Source organism: Aquirufa sp. 5-AUSEE-100C1 (assembly GCF_054558655.1).
Genome location: NZ_JBPXKO010000004.1, coordinates 422,679 through 443,643, shown reverse-complemented (window position 1 = coordinate 443,643; position 20,965 = coordinate 422,679). Strand labels below are relative to the sequence as shown.

Sequence of the window (20,965 nt, the reverse complement as noted above, 5' to 3'; positions counted from 1 at the left end):
GAATCTTTTGCGTTTTATTTTCGAATTTGTGGAGTAAATTGAAGTAAATCGTACTTTATTGATAATAAACCTGTTAATCGAATGGCATTTAATCGCACTGACCAAATAAAGAAATTAAGCGGCTCGTTTGATTTATGTATTATTGGCGGGGGTGCGTCCGGTGCGGGAGTCGCTTTGGATGCTACTTTGCGGGGCTACCGGGTTTTGCTTATCGAGAAAGGAGATTTTGCTTCTCAGACATCTTCGAAGTCGACAAAATTAGTTCATGGCGGTGTTCGGTATTTGGAGCAGGCTGTCAAAAAACTGGATTGGCAGCAATTCAAAATGGTGTATAAGGCGCTGCATGAGCGGAGAATTTTATTGCAGAACGCGCCGTATTTAGCTCATCCGCTTGCTTTATTAACCCCTTGTTATTCTTGGTTTGAGCGGATTTACTATCGCATTGGGATGTGGATGTATGATCGCATTGCAGGGCATACCAATTTAGAACCTAGCAGGGGTTTAGGCCCCCAACAAATGCGGGAATTGACTCCGGCGATCTCCTTGAATCATGTTCGTGGGGGAGTTTTGTATTATGATGGCCAATTGAATGACGCTCGTTATGCTTTGGCAATTTTACAATCTGCGGAATCGGCTGGGGCATGTGTGTTGAATTACGCGGAATTAACGCAGTTTGTTCATTCGCCAAAGAGTCTTAAAATTAAGGAAGTCGTTTTTCGTGATTTACTTTCAGGGGAAACGCATCAGATACCCGTGAAAGCTGTCGTCAATGCGACAGGGCCGTTTACGGATGCAATTCGAACCATGGCTAACCCCAAGTTACGACCTCGCATGAAGGTGAGTCGGGGAGCACACATTGTTTTACCTGCTACTTTCTGGCCTGGGAAAACCGCCTTATTAATTCCTAAAACGGATGATGGTCGGGTGATTTTTGTGATTCCTTGGCGTGAACATGTTTTGGTGGGTACGACCGACGAGCCTGATGAGCTTCGAGAGGATCCCCCGATTTTATCGGAAGAAATTGATTACCTGCTTGATTATTTTAATCGGTATGCGACGGGAAAGGCGTCTCGTACTGATGTTTCGGCTACGTTCGTTGGCCAAAGGCCTCTGTTACAGGTCGCTTTGGAGCAGGCGTTAGCGACAGATACGAAATCCTTGGTACGAGATCACGAGGTGGAGGTCGATGGTCGGAGTAAGTTAGTGAGTATCATGGGTGGGAAATGGACGACTTACCGGGTGATGGCATCGGATACCTTGGATGTTTTGGAGCGCGAGGTCTTTCATCAAGTTCCTAAACCTTGTTTAACGGCGAATTACCGGTTATCGGGCGGAGACGAATCGATGCGTCCTGAATTTCAGCAGTTAGTGGATCAGTGGAAGGTGGAAGAAGATATTCAAATTCACCTTTGGGAGACCTACGGTTCGAATGCGATGAACTTACTGGCTGAGGCACCTAAACGGTTACATCCGGATTTACCTTATTTGGAATCGGAGATTGACTATTTAAAAACCCATGAAATGGCTAGTTCGTGGGATGATGTGTTGATGCGACGATGGGGGATTGGATTGCGGAATCAAGAAATTAGTGAGTCGATCAAGGGCATAAAAAAAGAGGCTTTCGCCTCTTAATTTTAATATTCGTCTTCGTTGAAGAAGAAGTCGTCTTTCGTCGGATAGTCTGGCCAAATTTCTTCGATGCTTTCGAAGGGTTGTCCATCGTCTTCTAATTCTTGTAAGTTTTCGACTACCTCTAAAGGTGATCCTGTACGGATGGCGAAGTCAATTAATTCATCTTTTGATGCTGGCCAAGGCGCATCTTCCAAATAGGAGGCAAGTTCTAGTGTCCAATACATATTTTAGGAAATTTTATTATTTCATTTTGATCTGTGTGCAAAAGTAAAATAAAAAAATATTTATAAAAGATTTATTTCTTAAATTTTCGTTAATTATCAAAAAAGCTATTTTACGGCTCATTTGGGCCTATTTTTATGGGAAGAAAATCAAGGGTTGCTGTTGAAGTTTGTGCTTATTCACTTGAATCTTGCATCGCTGCTGATCGGGCAGGGGCGGATCGGGTCGAGCTATGTTCCTCTCCGCACGATGGCGGATGTACTCCTTCCATTGGATTAGTCAAAGCGGTAATGGCTAAGACGAAGCGTGAAGTTCATGCGATGCTTCGTTCTCGAGGTGGGGATTTCTGTTATGATGATTTTGAGAAACAAAACTTGATTTACGATGCTCGGGAACTTAAACTTGTCGGTGTACATGGCTTGGTCGTTGGGGCTTTGTTACCCAATGGAGACCTGGATGTAGATTTTTTACAAGAGCTCCGACAGGAGGTCGGCGATTTGTCCTTGACCTTTCACCGGGCGATTGACGTGAGCAGGGAGCCCGATCAGGTTCTAGAACAATTAGTTTCGCTCGGATTTAGACGCATTTTGACTTCGGGGCTGCGCGACAAAGCGATTGATGGCATTGATAATATTGCAGATCTGGTGATTCAGGCGGATGGACGCATTGAAATCATGGCGGGAAGTGGGGTTAATCCACAGAATTGCCGCCATTTTTTAGACATTGGGGTAGATGCTGTGCATACAAGTGCAAAAACCCTGCGGGATTCTGCCATGGTTTATCGCCGCCCGGGTATATCCATGGGTGGTTTAGCCGAAGTATCGGAATTTGAAATTGCTTATTCGAGCGAAGATTTAATTCGGGAAACAATCGCACAAGTGCGGTCGAACTAGTATAAATCAGACGTTTCCCATTCATCTTCAGGTAAACGATCCAAGGCATACAATTTCACGGCATTGCGGCGGTAGGTTGGTACCTCGAATTCCGTTTCGCTAGGTCCACCATTCGCATAAAGATCTACCAGGTAATTGAAGCGTTCTTCTTCGCTCATCGGATTGTTACCGGATTCCGTATCTAACGTAATCGTGCTGCCTGGAGTAAACTCTCTTTGACCTAGATCATCCACTATTTCATAACTTGAATCAGAGGTTTCAAAATATCCACCAAACTCATCGCCCTCGTGTTCGAATCCGGCTGCGATAACCGTTAAGTATAAACTTTGACCTAATTCCTCATCCGTCGAGAAACCGAATTTAACCATGTCGGCTTGTTTGTGGATACGGCTATTCAGGTAATTGATAATGATATTTTGTTCTTTCATCAACAAAGGATGCCCACTAGCCGTAGAAACGGTTACTAAGATACGCTTGGCACCTTTAATTTGTTGCGAGTTTAAAAGAGGGGATGTTAATGCTTCGGCAATGGCATCGTGTGCCCGATTTTCACCATTGCCATGCGCTGAGCTCATCATCGCTTTTCCGGCATTGGTTAATACTTTCTTCACATCCATGAAGTCGGTATTGATATCACCGGGCTTCGCAATCACATCAACAACCGATTTAACGGCTTTGGCTAACACATCGTCTGCTTTTGAGAAGGCATCCGACATCGGTAGATTCTCGTAATGTTCAGCTAATTTATCGTTCATGACCACGATCACCGTGTCACAATATCTCTTTAGTGATTCCACGCCATTCAAGGCGTATTGAATTTTGTCACGTCCTTCCCAATTGTAGGGTGCGGTTACCACAGCTACCGTCAATAAGTTTTTTTCACGGGCAATTTCTGCGATGACCGGTGCGGCACCTGTTCCGGTTCCTCCTCCCATCCCCGCGGTGATAAACACCATTTGGGTTTCATTCGATAGGACGTTAAGGATTTTTTCCCGACTCTCCAATGCGGCCAAACGACCCACCTCAGGATCTGTTCCTGCACCTAGACCTTGTTGGCCTAATTTAATTTTCGTCGTAACTGGATTGGAGGCTAACGCTTGCGAGTCGGTATTGCAAATCACCAAATCCGCCCCTTTGATTTCCATTTCCTGCATGTGCTTCACGGCATTGGATCCGCCGCCACCGATACCGACTACTTTAATAATTGATTTAAAGGTGTTTTCTGGGATCATTTCCATGTCGTGCTCGTAAAATGAAGGATTTGTCGAATTCATAAAGGTTGGTAAATATCAATCTTGTTACAAAAATAATCAAATTGGGGAGATTTTAATTACTTCCCCAGCGCCATTCGTTTCCTAATTCTAATTCGTGGCGCAAGTTTTGTTTAATGAAGAAATCGCGCGTGGAATAAAAGTCTAATTTCTTGGCAGGAATGGAGGTCGCATTGCCCAATGCGTATAAAAGCATCGAAGTATATTTGACATTATTCTCCATTTCTTTTTTGTTCACTAAGGAGAAATCATCGCAGTTGGCATGATAACAATCCAACACATTTCTCGGCAACTTCCCTAAAGGGTCAGCTGCAGGAATTCCCTCCATGAGGAACACTTGGTGATCGGAGTGAAGGCCTGCCGAATTTTCGAGCTTATTGGCAAAGCTCGGGTCGATGGATTTGATTTTGTCTCCAATTTCTTTTAGTAGTGGCATCATTTCGTCGCGGCCACCCGCATTGAACCCATGGACATCATTGACCATATCTAAATTAATCATGTAGACGATGTTGTCGATATCCCCTGTTTTCTTAGCCCGTTCGATATAAGCTTTTGAGCCTAGCAAGCCTTCTTCTTCGCCCATAAATGCGACAAATTCAATGGTGCGTTTACTCTTTAAGCCAAGCGCTTTAAATGTTCTCGCAATATCAATGACTGAAAATGAACCGATTCCATTATCGATGGCACCCGTGGCTAAATCCCATGAGTCCAAGTGTCCTCCAATGATGATTTTTTCATGACGTAATTGGCGGCTATCTCCGGGTAGTGTTGCTACTACATTACGAGCTTTGATGGGTTGGCTTACATTGTGCATTTCAATCATCCCTAGAAGTCCTGGCTGATCTACAAGCCAATTGCGGATTTCGGATCCGCTTTCCCAGGAAATACATACTGCTGGAATTGAAATCAAGTTACCGGTAACCGAAGCGGTACCTGTCAGTAACACTTGACCTTTAACCGTATTGACAAAAATTACGCCACTGGCACCGTATTTGATGGCTAATGCCGTTTTTTCCGATCGGTGTAGATTTTTAGTTCCGGCTGGGGCATCTACTAGCCCAATATTTGCTAGGACAACCTTGCCACGAACCAGTTCTTTTTTTGCTTCAAAATCGGTATCTAGTCCATTCCCGCAATCCACAATGCTCCCTTGGATTTTTGATTCTACGGGAGTCAGCGCTAAGGAAACGACCGGTATTTCTCTGAAATCATCCGATTTGGGAGGAGCAACCGATAAGGTTACTGTGTCGCGTGCCCAAGCCTCTACTTGAAAGCCTTGGTATTTGGTGTCGCGAAAACCATATTTTTTAAATAATTGAAAGGCAAATTCCTCCGCTTTTTTGCCATTGGAACTTCCTGTTAATCGATGTCCGATTGTTGAACAAGCTGTGCCAAGGCTTTTGTAGGCTTGGGAATTTGAATCAACCTCTTCTTTGATGCGTTTAAATACAGATTCTAAGCTTTCTTCTCCAACTAATGGAATGGAACTCGAAAATCCTATTAGTAGGGTTATACTTAGGCAAAGGAGTATCAGTTTCTTCATTGAAAATTGGTTAAACAGGGATGTGTAGTTGAAAATTACTTGAATTTACACACTTATCCAAGTAAGATTAATTCAATGGACAAGGATTTTTGGGGTCCAGTTTTCGGCTTAACCATTTACACCAAAATTCTTTTTCTTTTTCGGGGATAGCTTTTCCGCCGTAATAGGATTTGATGCGATTTGTCGCATTTTCGATTTGGTCCTTGTCTAGGTCTATGAGTACCTCAAGGACAATGCTTCGATTAGCCACTTGTGCGTCCGAAAGTCCTATTTTCTTTAAGCCGTTTTTGATTCCCGCGATGCGCTCGGGGGAGAATTTACGTGCCCGACTGGAAAATAGGGTAGACATGAGGGTATTCTCAGCCGCCGCTCTTACGGTTGCAGAATCTGCGGATTTACGGTATGCGGCCAAATTATTAATGAAGTGCTCGAATAGGGGGTTGTTATTGTCGAGCATCACCTTGCGGATGAGTAGAAAGCCGAGTTCGGATTCGTATTTGTCTTTCGGAAGTGCTTCCGCTAATTGTTGGACGATTTCGATGTTTTGAACCGTATCCATGGTCATTCGGGTAAAACTTGCCAATCCAATCATTTCGTCGAATTCCCTAGATCCTTGTTGGTATTTCGTCAAAATGGCCTCATCCCTTTTTTTCGGATCAATCGCTCGGTTCAAGGTGCTCAAGATTCCTTCGACTGAATTTAATTCATCCCCCATCGTTTGAACATCCCAGGTTTTTCCATCGGGTCCGAGCATGACGAAGCTGGGGGTGGAGGGGATATATATTTTTTGTTTTCGTAGAAAAAGTCCGTTTTCCCTTTTGCTAATATCCAGTTGGTAAGCCAACACATTTTTATCTAAAAACTGCTTGATTTTCGGGTTTTTCAGTGTCCCATCATAAGCCATGCAATGCGAGCAGTTGGGCAAGAAGACTTCAAAAAAGATAGGTTTTTGCTCTTTTTTTGCCCGGGCTAAAATAGCCTCAAATGAGTCCATGGGTTTAAAAGATGGGTTTTGCGCAAAAGCACCCAAGTTGAATAAGCAAATGAACAGAAGGATAAGTCGGAGTTTCATAGGCGTTCTTTTCCCAAAAATACATTATCCTCCCCAATTTTCCCTATCTAAACTTCGGTAGGCAATCGCTTCCGTGATATGTTCGATTTTAATGGTCTCAGATTGGGCTAAATCGGCAATGGTTCGAGCGACTTTACGTATGCGATCATAAGCTCTAGCGGATAGAGATAGTTTCTGCATGGCTCTTTTGAGTTGTTGCTCCGCCTCGTTTTCCAGGTGGCAATATTGCTTGGTACTGGGACTATCCATCAAGGCGTTTGTCGGATGATTTTTCGTTCCAAATCGAATCAATTGGATTTCACGCGCTTTTTCAACCCGGGCTAAAATTTCTTCACTTTTTTCGTTGACCCTTTGTTCATGCAGTTCATCAAAGGGAACGGGAAGAACCTCGACATGTAAATCGATTCGGTCAAGTAGTGGCCCTGAAATTTTGTTTAGGTAGCGTTGTACGACTTCTGACCCACAGGTACAATCTTTTTCAGGGTGATTGTAATAGCCACAGGGACAGGGGTTCATGCTGGCAATGAGCATAAAATTGGCCGGAAATTCTACGGCATAACGCGCTCTTGATATAAAAACCTTACGATCTTCCAAGGGCTGCCGCAAGACCTCCAAGGCGTGTTTAGAAAACTCGGGCAATTCATCTAAAAATAGGACACCGTTATGGGCTAGCGTAATCTCTCCAGGTTGGGGATTGGATCCTCCACCAATGAGTGCTGTCGATGATATCGTGTGATGTGGCGAGCGATAAGGCCGTTGGGATAATAAAGCATGTTGGGCCGGGATCTTTCCAGCGATGGAATGTACGATGGTTGTTTCCATGGCCTCATCGAGCTGAAGAGGAGGTAGGATGGTAGGGAATCGTTTGGCCAACATCGTTTTTCCGGCGCCGGGTGGTCCAATCAGCAGTAAATTATGTCCTCCGGCGGCGGCAATTTCGAATGCACGTTTTGCGATGGTTTGTCCTTGAACCTGATCGAAATCTAAGGAATTCTTAGGCTTTGCATGAAATGGATTCGCTGTTGTGAAGGCTCGGTGTACTGTCTTCCCACGTAAAAACTGAACGGTTTCGGAAAGGCTTTCCATTCCATATACATTTATTCCCTGCACGAGGGCGGCTTCATGGGCATTGGATTTGGGTAGGATGATTTTTTGAATACCATTTTTTCGAGCTTCGAGTGCGATAGGCAAGGCTCCCTTGATGGGTCGCAAGATGCCGTCCAAGGCGAGTTCCCCCATGATGACGTATTGATCCAATTCGGGCATATGAACTTGTTCGGAGGCTTGGATGACGGAAAGGGCCATGGGCAGGTCATAGGCAGAGCCTTCTTTGCGGACATTGGCTGGAGCTAAGTTGATGACGACTTTTCTGCGAGGGAAAAAGCACCCCATCTGCTTGATGGAGGATTCGACGCGAAGTATGGCCTCCTTGATGGTGGAGTCGGGTAGTCCTACCAAGTGGCACTTGCTACCTTGGCCCACGTGAGTTTCAATGGTGATGAGGGAAGCTTGGACTCCAAAAATGGAGCAGCCATAGGTTTTTGCGAGCATGGTTTTTTTGACCAAAACTAGCAGATTGTCGTATTAGCGGAGCTTAAATCTGTCCAGTTACTTGGACAATTTCAGAATTTACCAAGAACTTGATTTTTGTCCCGAAAGGCAGGGCAAAATTGTTTGGGATATGTCCTGCTGGGAAGTTGAAGGCGATGGGAAATTTCGTTTCTGAACAATGTTCCAAAACCAATTCTTCCACTGTTTTTCCTATTTCAAGTTTTGCTTCATCGCAATCGGTAAAACCTCCGATAATGATTCCCTTTAACTGATTGAAATAACCTGCGCGTTTCAATTGCACAAGCATGCGGTCAACATGGTAGCGTCGTTCGCCTACTTCCTCAATGAATAGAATTTTCCCTACGGGATTGGCGAAGCTTTCTGAGCCGATTAAGTGAACGAGTAGGGAAAGGTTGCCGCCGATGATCTCGGCCTCTACCTCGCCGGCGCGATTCAAGGGGTGAGCGGGTATTGTGATGGAAGTAGTGCCCAGGAAAAGCAAGTTTTTTAATGCAAGAAGGGCATCCTCTCCTTCTTTTTGGCAGAAATTATTGGGCATTGGGCCGTGAATGCTGGCGATTTGTAAAGCATCGCTGTGGCATAGCAGGGCCGTTATATCCGAAAAGCCAACGATCCATTTTGGGTTATTACGGTAAGCCTCAAAATCCAGTTGGTCTAAAAATCGACTGCTTCCATAGCCACCGCGTAAGGGGAAAATGGCTTTGATGTTTGGGTCATCCAACATTTGCTGCATATCGGAGCGGCGCTCTTCATCGGTTCCTGCTAGTCCAAAATGTTTCGCCAAATAATTCTCGGAACGAATAACTTCCAGTCCCCAAGATTCCAACACCTCGATCCCTTTTTTCCATTGGTCGGAACTTGGAGGAGAGGCCGGCGAAACGATGGCTACGCGGTCACCTTGTTTTAGGAGTGTAGGGACATTCATTTATAGTACGGGGGAAATCGGATACAAATATGCTGCAAATTTTTGGCTTAGGAAAGCGGGGGCGAATGCAAATACCGGGGCTTGGATGAATAGAATCTAAAGAAACACAACTTCCTCGATGAGGTTTTTCCCAGCGTGTTTATTGATCAATTCGATCATTTTTTGTTTGGCCATGATTAATTCCTTTTTCAGGGGGGCTGAGTCGATTTTCAGATAGAGTTTCTGGTTTTTCGCATAGACTTGTTGGGTCCTTGCCGCGATGGGTTTCCCCATAATTTCTTCCCAATTGGCCTCAATGGAGGTTTCATCGAATTGGCTTTGCAGTTTATAGACACGTAGAAGTGCATCAATCGCTTCTTTGAGCGGTTGGCTGTCATTTTTCCGTGTGGCTGCGCGTGGGCCTTTGGGGCTGAATGGGGAATCCATGAATTCGATTTTTACCAAACAAATGTACGGTATTTTGGTACTTTAAGGCGTGTAAATAGGTTTAAATTAATTTTTTTTCAAAATTTTTTAAAAAAATAATTCTCAAAAAAGTACCTAATAAAGGGGGGATTTTTGGACAAAATATCAAGATAATACAATAGCTAAGTTTGCATGGGGAAGAATTTCAATCGCCCTGTGAAATCGACTTGTGTAAATTATTTGAGAATTCTATTACTTTTGCCTTTACCGAAAAAAGCAGTGGAGCTAAAACCTATGAAAACTACTCCCGCATTTTTCATCAAGTTTTATTAACAAAAAAATAATTCTTTAACCCCAAATTACCAAACTAATGAGTACACAACAACCAAAGCCAGCTGCTAAGCCAGCTGCAACTGAAAAAAAATCAGGTGGAATTTCTGCCGGTTTAATTCTAATTGTTCTTTTTGCCATTGCATTAGCGATTTACAACTTTGTAATGGGAGATCCATCTCACTTTGAAGGAGGAACTACAGAAGGACACCCACTACCAGGCGATTACTTTGGTGTCGTTTACAAAGGTGGAGTTATCGTGCCAGTTTTGATGACTTGTTTCTTAACTGCATTAACATTCTCAATTGAGCGTTTATTCACAATCAGTAAAGCAAAAGGTACTGGTGATGTTAACGCATTCGTACGTTCAGTACAAGCTGCTTTAGACAAGGATGATGTTGAGGCTGCTTTGAAAGCTTGTGATAAGCAAAAAGGATCAGTAGGTAATGTAACTTTATCTGCGATTAAAAAATACAAGGCGTTAATTACGGAAACTTCTTTAGATAAGGAGCAAAAATTAGCAGCATTGAGCAAAGAAGTTGAAGAAGCTACTTCATTGGAATTACCAATGTTGGAGAAAAACTTGACTATCATTGCAACATTGGCATCGGTATCTACTTTGATCGGTCTATTAGGAACGGTAGTAGGTATGATCAAGGCCTTTGCTTCATTGGGTAACTCAGGTGGATCTACAGATTCATCAGCGTTAGCAAATGGTATCTCTGAGGCCCTAATCAATACGGCATTAGGTATCGGTACATCGGCGATCTGTATCATTGCATACAACGTATTTACAGCGAAAATTGATGAGTTAACATACAGCATTGATGAGATCGGCTTGAGCGTTAACCAAAACTACGCTACGCATCACAATTAATATTTGAACTGATTTAGGGGCTTAGCCCTTTCATTCAATTTTATTCACTGTTCAAAAAATAATTGTTATGCCAAAAGTTAAAGCTAAACGACAAAGTGTCTCACTCGACATGACAGCGATGTGTGATGTGGCTTTCCTTCTTTTGACGTTCTTCATGTTAACCGCGAAGTTCCGTCCAGAAGAGGCAGTTACAATCACGCCACCATCTTCGATTTCGGAGAAGCCTTTGAATACAAAGGATGGTATGCTTATGGTTAGTGTTGCACCAGATGGAGGCGTTTATTTGGCAACTGATGATCAAATGGCAAGAGAGTTTATGTTAGAGCGTATGGCTAATCGCTATGGTATCGCTGTAACTGCTGAGATGAAGAAGAACTTTATGTCTTCTGAAATTATCGGTTATCCTCTTGGAGCTATGCGTCAAGTGTTAAGTATGAAGCCTGCAGAAGCTAAGAAGCTAAGTAAGGGAATTCCAATTGATTCAGCTAATAACGAGTTATCGTATTGGGTGGGTTATGCGAAATTGTCGAATCCAGAATTAAAAGTTGCTGTTAAAGGAGATAAGGAGTCTAATTACAAAGTGTTTGCTGATATCATCGGTACTTTGCAAGCTCAGAATATCAATATCTTCCAATTGGTAACTGGTCCGGAAAATAAACCGAAATAAGTTTTCATTTTTAATAAGAAACAGAAATGGCAGAAATAGATAGCTCCGGTGGCGGGAAGAAAGGCGGGAAGAAGCGTAGTAAAAAGATGTCGACCAAAATCGACATGACACCTATGGTGGACTTAGGCTTCTTGTTGATTACTTTCTTCATGTTAACGACTACGTTAGCAAAACCCGTTACCATGCAATTAAACATGCCTGATAAAACGGATACCAAGGAAACATCACCTGTTAAATTGTCGGAAACACTAACGGTGTGTCCAGATGAGACAAAGGTGTATTATTACCAAGGTATTCCAACTGAAGCAGGTACAGTAATGCAGGTGACCGACTATTCTGAGACAGGCATTCGCAAGGTAATTGCGGATCTTAAGGCGAAAGTTGGTGCAAACTTTACTATCGTAATTAAGCCTACGAAGAAAGCTAAGTATCGTAATATGATCGATATGCTTGATGAGTGTGCGATTACTAACAACAAGCGTTATGCTTTGTTGGAAATCGATCCGGACACGGAGGCTTTGATTAAACGATCAGGTAAATAGACCTATTAAATTAATTTTAAATTAAACGAATATTATGTCACAAGTAATAAGCCAAGATGCTACTTTGGACGATATTATCTTCAAGAATAAGAACCGTGAATTCGGTGCCTTTGTTCTTCGGAAGACGTATCCTAAAGTAATGAAGCGGTCGGTATTACTAGGCTCTGCACTTTTTGTTGGTGCTCTTTTGCTGGCAGCTTTCTGGAAACAGTTGACTGCAGCTTCAGAGGAAAAGACAGAAGTGACAGCTGAAGTAATGAAACTGGATAAGCCAGCTCCTACCAAGAAGGTTGAGTTGCCTCCGCCGCCACCGCCGCCACCACCCAAAGAAATTCCAAAGGTGACTACGACGAAATTCTTACCTCCAGAAATCAAGCATGATGAGGAAGTAACGAAGCCGGAGCCGCCACCTGAGGAGGTGAAAGGTAACACGGCATCTGAGACGGTTAAAGGGGAGACGGAAACGTACGAGCCACCAGTTGATCCAGATGCAAAAGGGCCCGAGCCAGTTGAGCCGCCAAAACCAGCTGAAGATGAAATCTTCACCGCGGTTGAGCAGCAAGCTGAATTCCCTGGAGGTCCTCGTGCTTTCGGAGCCTTCTTGCAGAAAAACTTACGTTACCCATCAGCAGCACAGCGTGCTAACGTGGGAGGAAAAGTATACGTTCAGTTCGTTGTGAACACGGATGGTACAATCCAAGACGTTCAGGTTTTGAAATCAGTAGGTTTCGGTTGCGATGAAGAAGCCGTTCGTGTAATTAAATCGGTACCAAGATGGACTCCTGGTAAGCAGTCGGGTCGCCCAGTGCGTTCTCGTTTTACGCAGCCGATCACGTTCGTGTTATCTGAGTAATTTTTATTGCAAATTCATGTCAGACCTGCTAAATGTACATTTGGCAGGTCTGATTGTTTAAGTTCAATTATGAAACGATCCTTAGCTAGTTGGGTTAATATTTCTTTCCGGGTATTTGTTGCGTTGGCTTACACCATTTTGGGTGCCTATGCGGCCTTCTGGTCAAATTTTGATTTGGGTACTTGGAATGAAACCCCAATTGTATTTTTATTGGGATGCTTATTTATTCTTTACGGATTGTTCAGAATATGGCGCGCCTATTTGTATTTTAAAGAAACGAATGAATCTGAAAATTATGGTGAATATGATGAAGAGTAAATTTATTTCTATTTATGCAATGGCATCTCTGATGTTTGCATGTGGATCAAAAAATGCGGAAGTGAAGGATGGTCCTGCGACGGGTTCAATTCAAATTGCTGTGGATGAATCTTTTCAGCGTATCGTTGAGGCGGAAAAGACCGCATTTCAAGATAATTACCATTTCGCCAAACTTAACTTACAGTTTAAGCCTGAGAATGAGGCGATTGCTGATTTGTTGAATGACAAGGTTCGGGCTGCCGTTGTCACTCGGGAATTGACTGAATCTGAAAAGGAGGTATTTACGCGAAAGAAAATAAGTTACCGTAGTTTTAAGTTTGCGGCTGATGGAATTGCTCTTTTAGTTCATCCCTCGAACAAGGATACGTTGATTGGGTTGGATCAATTGAAGGCCTTGATTGCAGGCCAACAAAAATCCTGGAAATCCATCGGTTCTTCTCGTGCTGGTGATGTTGAATTAGTCGTGGACAAGGCGAATTCTAGTAATATTAAGTTTTTGGTCGATTTATTCGGCTTAAAGAATAGCGGGTTAGCGGTTTCGGCAGCGGGTTCGAATAAGGATGTTATCGAGTATGTGAAGTCGCATCCCAATGCGATGGGGATTATTGGGTCGAATTGGATTAGCGATGGGGATAATCCAACTTCTTTAGGTTTTATTCGTTCGGTCAATGTGATGTCGGTCGCGAAAGAATCCACTTTGCCGCGGTCTGAATTTTACCAACCGTTCGGGTATAATCTTGCTTTGAAGAAGTATCCGTTGCGTCGCGAAGTGAAAGTGATTCTGAAGGAATCTTATCAGGGTTTGGGGACGGGTTTTGTGAATTATGTCTGTGGAGACATGGGACAGCTGATTGTATTGAAATCAGGCTTGATTCCGTTGACCCGACCTATCACGATTCGTCAGTACCAAATCAGCCAATAAGGCGTAATTTGTGGCCTATTTAGTTGACTTTTTTATAGAATTATTAGTATATTTGTCATTCAAAAATTTTTAAACTTTTAAAGTAATTAGTTGAATTATTTCAATGTTTACGCCTAAGAAAAATACTATTTAAACAAAACATTAACTTACAATGAAGAAAATGAAATCGTGGCTTTTGGGAGTTGGTTTGTTGTTAACCAATTTGGCTTTCGGGCAAACAATTCAGGAGGGTTTACATATGTTGGACCGCCATCAGCCAAGTCGGGCGAAACAGGTTTTTGAGAGTTTAGTTGCAGCTCAACCTACTGGAGAAAACTATTTCTATTTAGGTTACTATTATTTGAATCAACGTGATTGGGATAATGCTCGGAAAACATTCGAAGCGGGTAAGGCTGCAGATCCGAAGAACTATTTGAATCAAGTTGGTTTGGCTTCAATTTTAGTTGGCCAAAATAAGGTCAATGAAGCAAAGGTTGACTTTGACCGTATTCTTGCTGAGACGAAGAATAAAAACATTGATGTGATGTACCGCATTGCTGAGGCATATACGATGTACTACATCTTAGGAAAGGAAGAGTCTTTCAATGCGGCCAACAATGACCCAGCGGAAGCGATTCGTTTGATTGATGCGATTCAAGATCGTATGATGAAGGATAAGAAGTTGCCAACTGCAGAACATTACATTGTGAAAGGGGATGCATTTTTGATCAAGAATGATGGGGGTAATGCTGTAACAGCTTATGAAAATGCGATTGCGCAGGAGCCTCGTAACATCAAGGCAAAAGTGAAGATTGGTACGGTTTATTTACGTGGTAAAAACTACAAGGAGACGCAATCAAGATATAAAGAAGCAATTGATTTGGATTCCAACTATGCTCCTGCCTTACGTAAATATGGTGAATATTTGATCGTGGGATCCCAATACAAAAATGCATCTCGTTATTTCCGTCGTTATTTAGAGCGTGCTGAAGCAACACCACAGGTTACTTTAGAGACGGCTAAGTTATTGTTCTTATCAAAGGATTACGAGGGTGCGATGAAGTTTACGGATGAAGCGGACAAGAAAGGTGTGAAAGACAATGATATTTACCGTATGCGTGGATATTCCAACGTTGAAATGGGTAAATTCCAAGAAGGTATTGACAACCTAGATGGTATGGTTAAGAGTGGCGTTAAGCCTTATTTTATGGATGATTTGTATTTTGGAAAAGGATACCAAGGTTTAGGAAAGGATTCGCTTGCGATCGTTTACCTTGAGCGTGCTGCTCCATTGGATACGAACAATAACGTGTATTCAATCATCCACGATGTTCGTTATAAGCAGAAGCGTTACGCTGATGCAGCAGTTGCGGGTATGGGTGCTATTCAATGGAAAGTGAAGAAAGCTCAAACTGTGGGTTCAGGCGATTATTTCAAAGTTGCGATGGACTATTACTTAACTGCAGCCTTCATGAACAAGGCGGACACTGTAGGTCGTCCCGCCATGGCGATGCGTGCGGATACCTTGTTTGCAAAAGCGCTTCAAATCAATGACAAATGGCCTCCATTCTACATTAACCGTGCTCGCGCCAATAACCTAATTGATTACACGGGAACGAAATGGTTAGGAGCTCCTTATTATGAGAAATTCTTAGCTGCCGTAGAAACACAACGTGCAGAAAAAGGGCAATATAAAGAGGATAAGAACCAATTGTTTGAAGCCTACAAGTTCTTAGGTGGATATAATTTGTCGGTAACCAAGGACGAGGCAAAAGTGAAAGAACTCTTCACGAAGGCCCAGGAAATTAAGGCGGATGATCCGGATATCAAGGCCTACTTTAATCCAACCCCGGCACCTACTGGCGCGCCGGCGGCACCTAAAAAATAATTTAATTAGAAGCCCAGCAATGGGCTTCTTTTTTTTAAACCATTTACATCATGGCATTTGCACTAATTACGGGAGCAAGTAAGGGAATAGGAAAAGAGATTGCCAACGAATTGGCATTGAAGGGCTATGATTTGCTCCTAATTGCTCGAAACTCATACGAACTTCAAATGGTGAAGGAGGAGTTCGAAAAAAAATACGGTTTAAAGGTCGATTACCTGGTAGCCGACTTAGCGGAGGCAGGTTCTGTCGATCGTATCGTTTCCTGGGTAGAGGAAAAGAAAGTTGATTTGCGAATTTTAGTCAACAATGCCGGCTACGGTTTAGTAGGGCAATTCGAAACATATACGTTCGAGGAGAATCAGAAAATGATGCAAGTTAATATGAACGCCTTGGTGGAGATGTGTCAAAAATTCTATCCTTATTTAGTAGGGAAGGGCCAGGCATATCTATTAAACATCGCGAGTTCGACCGCTTATCAAGCAATTCCAAACATGAGTCTTTATGCGGCAACGAAGGTCTTTGTTTTGAACTTCTCAAGGGGTTTACATCACGAATGGAAAAGCAAAGGCATTTCCGTAACGGTAGTGAGTCCGGGGGCTACGACGACCAATTTCAATAATCGGGCAAATTTGCAGGAAAAAGCACGTAAGGCGGCCGAAAAGATCACCATGACACCTGAAGTTGTTGCGAAGATGGCGGTCGATGGAATGTTCGCTAAAAAGATCGAAGTGATTACCGGTGTGGTCAATAAACTTGGCGCATTCTTGGCTTGGGTTGCACCGAAAGCGATGAGCGAAAAAATTGCCAAAGGAATTTACGAATAAGTACAAAGGCCAGCAATGCTGGCCTTTTTTTGTCGGGATGACAGGATTTGAACCTGCGACCACACGCCCCCCAGACGTGTACGCTACCGGACTGCGCTACATCCCGATTTTTCACAAAGATATATTTCAAGTGTTTTTTTGTCAATCTGAAACGATAAAAATTCGCTGTTGGCGAACATAGTTTTTAGCGGCCAATGTCAGAATGTAAACCCCAGAAATTAAATCCGAGAGTTCTAGTTGATTAATCGATAGAGTATTCTTTAGATTCCAAGCTTTTACCTTTTTACCTTGAAGCGAATAGAGTTCCGCTAGAATATCGGACAAGTCCTCTTGGATCTCTACCTTCATTTGCTGCCCTTTATTTGGATTTGGATATACACGTATCCCTGGATCCTCCATGGGGATTCCGATGCTCGTTTTTTGAAATGGGGAAACGCATTGGATCGATTTGGCATCAGGAATCTCATAGTTTCGAATTGCCTTCACTTGATAGAGTCCCGATTGTCTAATTTTGAGTTGTGCGACCGTATCAAGAAGATGATAGGCATTTAGTTGCCATTCAAATTTTGAAATGATTCCCATCGGATTTGCTTGGATGAAATAGACTCCGGTTCTCGTGATTGTAGGCATCCATGGGTTTTCCTGTGCGACAAGTTCCAAGGTTTTGCTTGGGGGTGACCAACAGCCATAGGGGTTTTGTGTTTTCAAATAGACTTGCGTACTCGTTTGAACAAAAATGGAGTCTGAGGTTGCCCGAGTGCTCCACAAATACGCAAATGCTGAGCTTGCGCGAACGACGATTCGTTCACCCATACAAAACTGTCGGTTGGGTATGGCTTGAATGTTCGGTTGGGGTTCATCCGGGAAATTAAAGGTTTGGGCAATGGGGCTATAGGGGGACCAACAACCATTATTGTCTTTCCATTTTACCTGAAAAGTTCCGGTTTGCTTCACGAAGATTGCGGCAATTGTATCTGTTGTCGACCAGTGGTAGCCCATGCCTTTTCGATCGATTTGGAGTCGGGAGGAATCTCCCCGACAAAATCCTCCATCTTTTTCTAGTATGATGCGAGGACTTTCCGGAGTCGCGTGGATTTGGATGTACAAAGGTTTAGATCTGTATGACCAGCATAATCCATCGTCGGAAACTTCGGCTACATACGTATAAGTTCCTGCTGATTTTCGAATAATTTTTAGCTGTTGAGTTGCGATTTCATCGTTCCAACGGTACAGCAGGTGTGAAGTTTTAATTTCTACGATGCTTGAGTCGTCTTCGCAGAGCGCTAATTTATTACTAGAAAGCATGGGTGCCTGCGGTCTAGGTATGACATGGATGTAGATAGATTCACTCCGATAGGTACAGGCGTACCTTTGGATAATGGCTTGGTAATTGCCGCTTTCTAGGTTTCCTTGAAGACTTTGATTTTGACTAAATAGATGCCCATTTCGCTCCCATCCCACCATGTTGGAGTTAAGTGGGAGTTGAATACTCAGATAGGTGTTTTCCCCCTCACATATAAATTGTTGGTAATTGGTTTGTATGGGTATGGAAGGTGCCGCCAAACCAGGTAAAAGAATTTGTAATGGTTGGCTAATGGTACTCGGACATTCTATATGAATTTCCATGTTCTCTGGCACATAAAGGGAAATAAAATTTCCAGTATGCTCAAATTGCTGATTGATCCGCCAAACTGGGGTAGTCGGGCAGCCAATGATATTAAGTTCATAGCTCGCCAAATCACAGTTCTTTTGAAGTCTGTAATCCAGCGTTACTGCCGGCATTTTATGGGTTGCAGTATCGATGGGTGGGGGCGGTGGACTAAGAGGTGGTGGAATAATTGTTGTATCCATGGGGGAGCAGCTTATGCCTGAGCGTATTTCAACCTCGATGGCAGTACGTTCGCTTTCGCACCCATTGATTTTCTGGCTGACATAACGGGTAAGGGTTCCACTTCCGCTGGCAATCAATGTATAATTGGTAGCAGTACTTAAGGCTGTTGTCGTGGTTGGATTTGCATACCATATATTATTCGATCCTCCAGAGGCTTTAAATGTTATTGTTTTTCCTGGACAGATTTCCGTAGGAGTACCTGCGTTAATCGGGGCAATTGGTTTGGGAAATGCTTGTACGAAGGTGCCAGCGGATAACGGACTTTCGCAGCCTGCATTGAAACAGCTTGCGAAATATTGTTTAGGATCTGGATTTGCTAAGCTGATGAGAAACCTTGCCCCAGTGCCAAGTTGATTTCGCTTATCATCATACCATTGCGTTACGTAGGGGGAACATCCACTGGCATTCACAGCAAAAGATTCATTGAAACATCCCGAGTAACGAGCGGCGGCGTGTCGTGGAATGGGGCTGGGTTTGATCTGTAAGGTGACTTCGGAAGAGGTCCTTGGGCAGGTGGGGCTATTATTTTGGTTGGTCGTCGAGCCTTCGTTGTCATTATTCGGACTCACGGCAAATTCAATTTTAACCCGGATTTTTTGTCCATCAAGTTCTGTACTCGCATTCGTAATGTTGAGTTGGGCCTGTTGGCTCCCCGAAAAAATCCCGTTATCTGAAATATCCTGATATGGACCGCCCTTGATGGACCTTGACCATTGGAACCGCATGGCTCCATCGCTGGCTTGTATGCTTAGCGTGCCATTCCCTCGTTCACAAATGCTGGGATTCAAAATAGAATTTATTTTGCTTAGGGTTATGCTAGCCGCTTCGGAATACACGGAGCAGCTACCGAGACCAATTTTTACCCGATACAGGGTTCCTGTCGGATGGCTTGTATTTCCGCTCGGCATGATTTGATAATTGGCCTGCGTGGCACCGCTGATTGTTGTGAAATTGCTATCCTGTGGTCTTTTCTTTTCCCACTGAAATTGCGTTCCATTGCTGATGACAATCATTCGAATGGAATTGCCTTCACAGTCGGCCTGCGACTGGGGCTGTGTGCTTATTTGAGGGCATTGGGCGAGTGAGAGGAAGGGGAGCATAAGAACAAGTAGGGCTTTCATGGTTGTGGTTTTATCCTAAGACTAAAATGGGTGGTTGTCATTAATTCATTCAGCCAGGTAATTCCGCGAGGGGGTTACCGAAGACGCGAAGTATCGCGTCTCTACGATGTGTTTTTAGACGCGAAGTATCGCGTCTCTACAATGTGTTTTTAGACGCGAAGTATCGCGTCTCTACATCGTGATGGAAAGATAGTTTGCGCTGTATTTTTTCCTCATGCGAAAAATGAATTGCATGAACATTACCAAGAAATTGGCATAAAAAAAGCCAGCCCCGGATAGGAGCTGGCTTACATGAAATATCGTTCGTTTAGATATCGCAGATTTGAACGGCTTGGGCTAAGGAGGCCATCTTGTCTTCGCGCGCTGGAATGAATTCCTGGCCGATGTATCCTTTGTAACCCGTATCGTAGATCGCTTTGATGATGGCGCGGTAATTCAATTCTTGCGTATCATCGATTTCATTACGTCCCGGAACACCACCTGTGTGGTAGTGTGAGATGTATTGGTGGTATTTCTTGATGGTTGCGATTACGTCGCCCTCCATGATTTGCATGTGGTAGATGTCGTAGAGCAATTTGAATTTATCCGAACCCACCATCTCACAAAGTGCCGCGCCCCATTCGGTTGTATCTGCTTGGTAGTCTTTATGGTTTACTTTGGAGTTCAATAATTCCATCGAGATGGTTACATCATAGCGCTCCGCCGTTTTCATGACGCGCTGAAGACCTTTCTTGCAGTTGATTAGACCATCTTCGTCACTTAAGCCATTGCGGTTTCCCGAGAAGGCAATGATATTTTTAACTCCTGCTTTGGCTGCTTTTGGGATAATTTCCTCATAAAAGCCCACCAATGCATCGTGGTTTTTCGTGCGGTTGAAAAAGTCAGGGATGTTTAACCCGGCTGGGTATTTACCCCAACCAATCGCTGCGGTCATGTCATGCTTTTTCAAAATCTCCCATTCGTCGGGACCCGTTAATTCGATGGACGACAAACCAATTCGTTTGGCATTTACGACTAATTCATTAAATGGGATTTTATCATAACACCAGCGACATGCTGAGTGCTGTACTTTTCCCTTCAGATCCGCTCCTACGGCGATATCTGCTTTTTTGAAGCGATCCTCCATGGAAGAACCGAATAATCCCAAACCCGCTAATCCGGCGGAATTTTTGAGGATTTCTCTCCGACTCAAATTGTTTTTCATAGTCTTTAATTGAT

Annotated in this window: 19 protein-coding genes and 1 tRNA gene; 10 read left to right on the top strand and 10 right to left on the bottom strand. The window is 43.4% G+C overall.

Annotation, left to right across the window (positions count from 1 at the left end):
- The first annotated feature begins 81 nt into the window (after positions 1-81).
- Positions 82-1,632, top strand: coding sequence for a glycerol-3-phosphate dehydrogenase/oxidase (locus ACMH5P_RS11720; protein ID WP_459494556.1), 1,551 nt, complete (start codon positions 82-84; stop codon positions 1,630-1,632).
- A 2-nt stretch (positions 1,633-1,634) separates the two neighbouring features.
- Here ACMH5P_RS11720 and ACMH5P_RS11715 read toward each other — a convergent pair whose 3' ends face one another.
- On the bottom strand, positions 1,635-1,856 hold the full coding sequence (locus ACMH5P_RS11715; RefSeq protein ID WP_130895915.1) for a DUF2795 domain-containing protein: 222 nt from the start codon (positions 1,854-1,856) through the stop codon (positions 1,635-1,637).
- A gap of 135 nt (positions 1,857-1,991) precedes the next feature.
- Between ACMH5P_RS11715 and ACMH5P_RS11710 the strand changes: the two genes are divergently transcribed.
- The gene (locus ACMH5P_RS11710) at positions 1,992-2,747 is read left to right on the top strand and encodes a copper homeostasis protein CutC (RefSeq protein ID WP_459494555.1); all 756 of its coding nucleotides are present in this window, start codon (positions 1,992-1,994) and stop codon (positions 2,745-2,747) included.
- On the opposite strand, the gene ftsZ is transcribed toward ACMH5P_RS11710, so the two are convergent.
- The 6 genes from ftsZ to ACMH5P_RS11680 all read right to left on the bottom strand — a co-directional run bounded on the left by ftsZ (position 2,744) and on the right by ACMH5P_RS11680 (position 9,556).
- Positions 2,744-4,021 carry a cell division protein FtsZ gene (gene ftsZ / locus ACMH5P_RS11705; protein ID WP_459494554.1) on the bottom strand — a complete coding sequence of 426 codons (1,278 nt, stop codon included), beginning with the start codon at positions 4,019-4,021 and terminating at the stop codon, positions 2,744-2,746. The two genes, ACMH5P_RS11710 and ftsZ, sit on opposite strands and share 4 nt — an antisense overlap.
- Positions 4,022-4,073: 52 nt before the next feature.
- Positions 4,074-5,561 (bottom strand): M20/M25/M40 family metallo-hydrolase, encoded by a 1,488-nt coding sequence (locus tag ACMH5P_RS11700; protein ID WP_459494553.1) that lies wholly within the window; start codon positions 5,559-5,561, stop codon positions 4,074-4,076.
- 67 nt (positions 5,562-5,628) lie between these two features.
- On the bottom strand, positions 5,629-6,633 hold the full coding sequence (locus ACMH5P_RS11695; protein WP_459494552.1) for a thioredoxin family protein: 1,005 nt from the start codon (positions 6,631-6,633) through the stop codon (positions 5,629-5,631).
- Between the two features lie 24 nt (positions 6,634-6,657).
- The gene (locus tag ACMH5P_RS11690; protein ID WP_459494551.1) at positions 6,658-8,184 is read right to left on the bottom strand and encodes a YifB family Mg chelatase-like AAA ATPase; all 1,527 of its coding nucleotides are present in this window, start codon (positions 8,182-8,184) and stop codon (positions 6,658-6,660) included.
- Between the two features lie 43 nt (positions 8,185-8,227).
- Positions 8,228-9,130, bottom strand: coding sequence for a S66 peptidase family protein (locus ACMH5P_RS11685; protein WP_459494550.1), 903 nt, complete (start codon positions 9,128-9,130; stop codon positions 8,228-8,230).
- A 96-nt stretch (positions 9,131-9,226) separates the two neighbouring features.
- Positions 9,227-9,556 (bottom strand): DciA family protein, encoded by a 330-nt coding sequence (locus tag ACMH5P_RS11680; protein ID WP_459494549.1) that lies wholly within the window; start codon positions 9,554-9,556, stop codon positions 9,227-9,229.
- Between the two features lie 349 nt (positions 9,557-9,905).
- Between ACMH5P_RS11680 and ACMH5P_RS11675 the strand changes: the two genes are divergently transcribed.
- The 8 genes from ACMH5P_RS11675 to ACMH5P_RS11640 all read left to right on the top strand — a co-directional run bounded on the left by ACMH5P_RS11675 (position 9,906) and on the right by ACMH5P_RS11640 (position 16,735).
- A complete protein-coding gene (locus tag ACMH5P_RS11675; RefSeq protein WP_459494548.1) occupies positions 9,906-10,742 on the top strand; it encodes a MotA/TolQ/ExbB proton channel family protein in 837 nt (278 codons plus the stop codon).
- 67 nt (positions 10,743-10,809) lie between these two features.
- Positions 10,810-11,409: an ExbD/TolR family protein gene (locus ACMH5P_RS11670; protein WP_459494547.1), complete on the top strand. Its 600-nt coding sequence runs from the start codon at positions 10,810-10,812 to the stop codon at positions 11,407-11,409.
- Between the two features lie 26 nt (positions 11,410-11,435).
- A complete protein-coding gene (locus ACMH5P_RS11665) occupies positions 11,436-11,951 on the top strand; it encodes an ExbD/TolR family protein (protein ID WP_459494546.1) in 516 nt (171 codons plus the stop codon).
- A 34-nt stretch (positions 11,952-11,985) separates the two neighbouring features.
- A complete protein-coding gene (locus ACMH5P_RS11660) occupies positions 11,986-12,804 on the top strand; it encodes an energy transducer TonB (RefSeq protein ID WP_459494545.1) in 819 nt (272 codons plus the stop codon).
- A 69-nt stretch (positions 12,805-12,873) separates the two neighbouring features.
- Positions 12,874-13,122 carry a hypothetical protein gene (locus ACMH5P_RS11655; RefSeq protein WP_459494544.1) on the top strand — a complete coding sequence of 83 codons (249 nt, stop codon included), beginning with the start codon at positions 12,874-12,876 and terminating at the stop codon, positions 13,120-13,122.
- Positions 13,109-14,044, top strand: coding sequence for a PstS family phosphate ABC transporter substrate-binding protein (locus ACMH5P_RS11650; RefSeq protein WP_459494543.1), 936 nt, complete (start codon positions 13,109-13,111; stop codon positions 14,042-14,044). Before ACMH5P_RS11655 ends, ACMH5P_RS11650 begins: the two co-directional genes overlap by 14 nt.
- Before the next feature lie 151 nt (positions 14,045-14,195).
- Positions 14,196-15,911, top strand: coding sequence for a tetratricopeptide repeat protein (locus ACMH5P_RS11645; protein ID WP_459494542.1), 1,716 nt, complete (start codon positions 14,196-14,198; stop codon positions 15,909-15,911).
- Between the two features lie 50 nt (positions 15,912-15,961).
- On the top strand, positions 15,962-16,735 hold the full coding sequence (locus ACMH5P_RS11640; RefSeq protein WP_459494541.1) for an SDR family NAD(P)-dependent oxidoreductase: 774 nt from the start codon (positions 15,962-15,964) through the stop codon (positions 16,733-16,735).
- 32 nt (positions 16,736-16,767) lie between these two features.
- Here the strand turns inward: ACMH5P_RS11640 and ACMH5P_RS11635 are convergent.
- The 3 genes from ACMH5P_RS11635 to ACMH5P_RS11625 all read right to left on the bottom strand — a co-directional run bounded on the left by ACMH5P_RS11635 (position 16,768) and on the right by ACMH5P_RS11625 (position 20,951).
- A tRNA-Pro gene (locus ACMH5P_RS11635) sits at positions 16,768-16,841 on the bottom strand.
- A gap of 35 nt (positions 16,842-16,876) precedes the next feature.
- Positions 16,877-19,747 (bottom strand): Ig-like domain-containing protein, encoded by a 2,871-nt coding sequence (locus ACMH5P_RS11630; RefSeq protein WP_459494540.1) that lies wholly within the window; start codon positions 19,745-19,747, stop codon positions 16,877-16,879.
- Positions 19,748-20,054: 307 nt separating this feature from the next.
- Positions 20,055-20,951, bottom strand: a complete 897-nt coding sequence (locus tag ACMH5P_RS11625) for a hydroxypyruvate isomerase family protein (protein WP_459494539.1) — start codon at positions 20,949-20,951, stop codon at positions 20,055-20,057.
- Positions 20,952-20,965 lie beyond the last annotated feature (14 nt).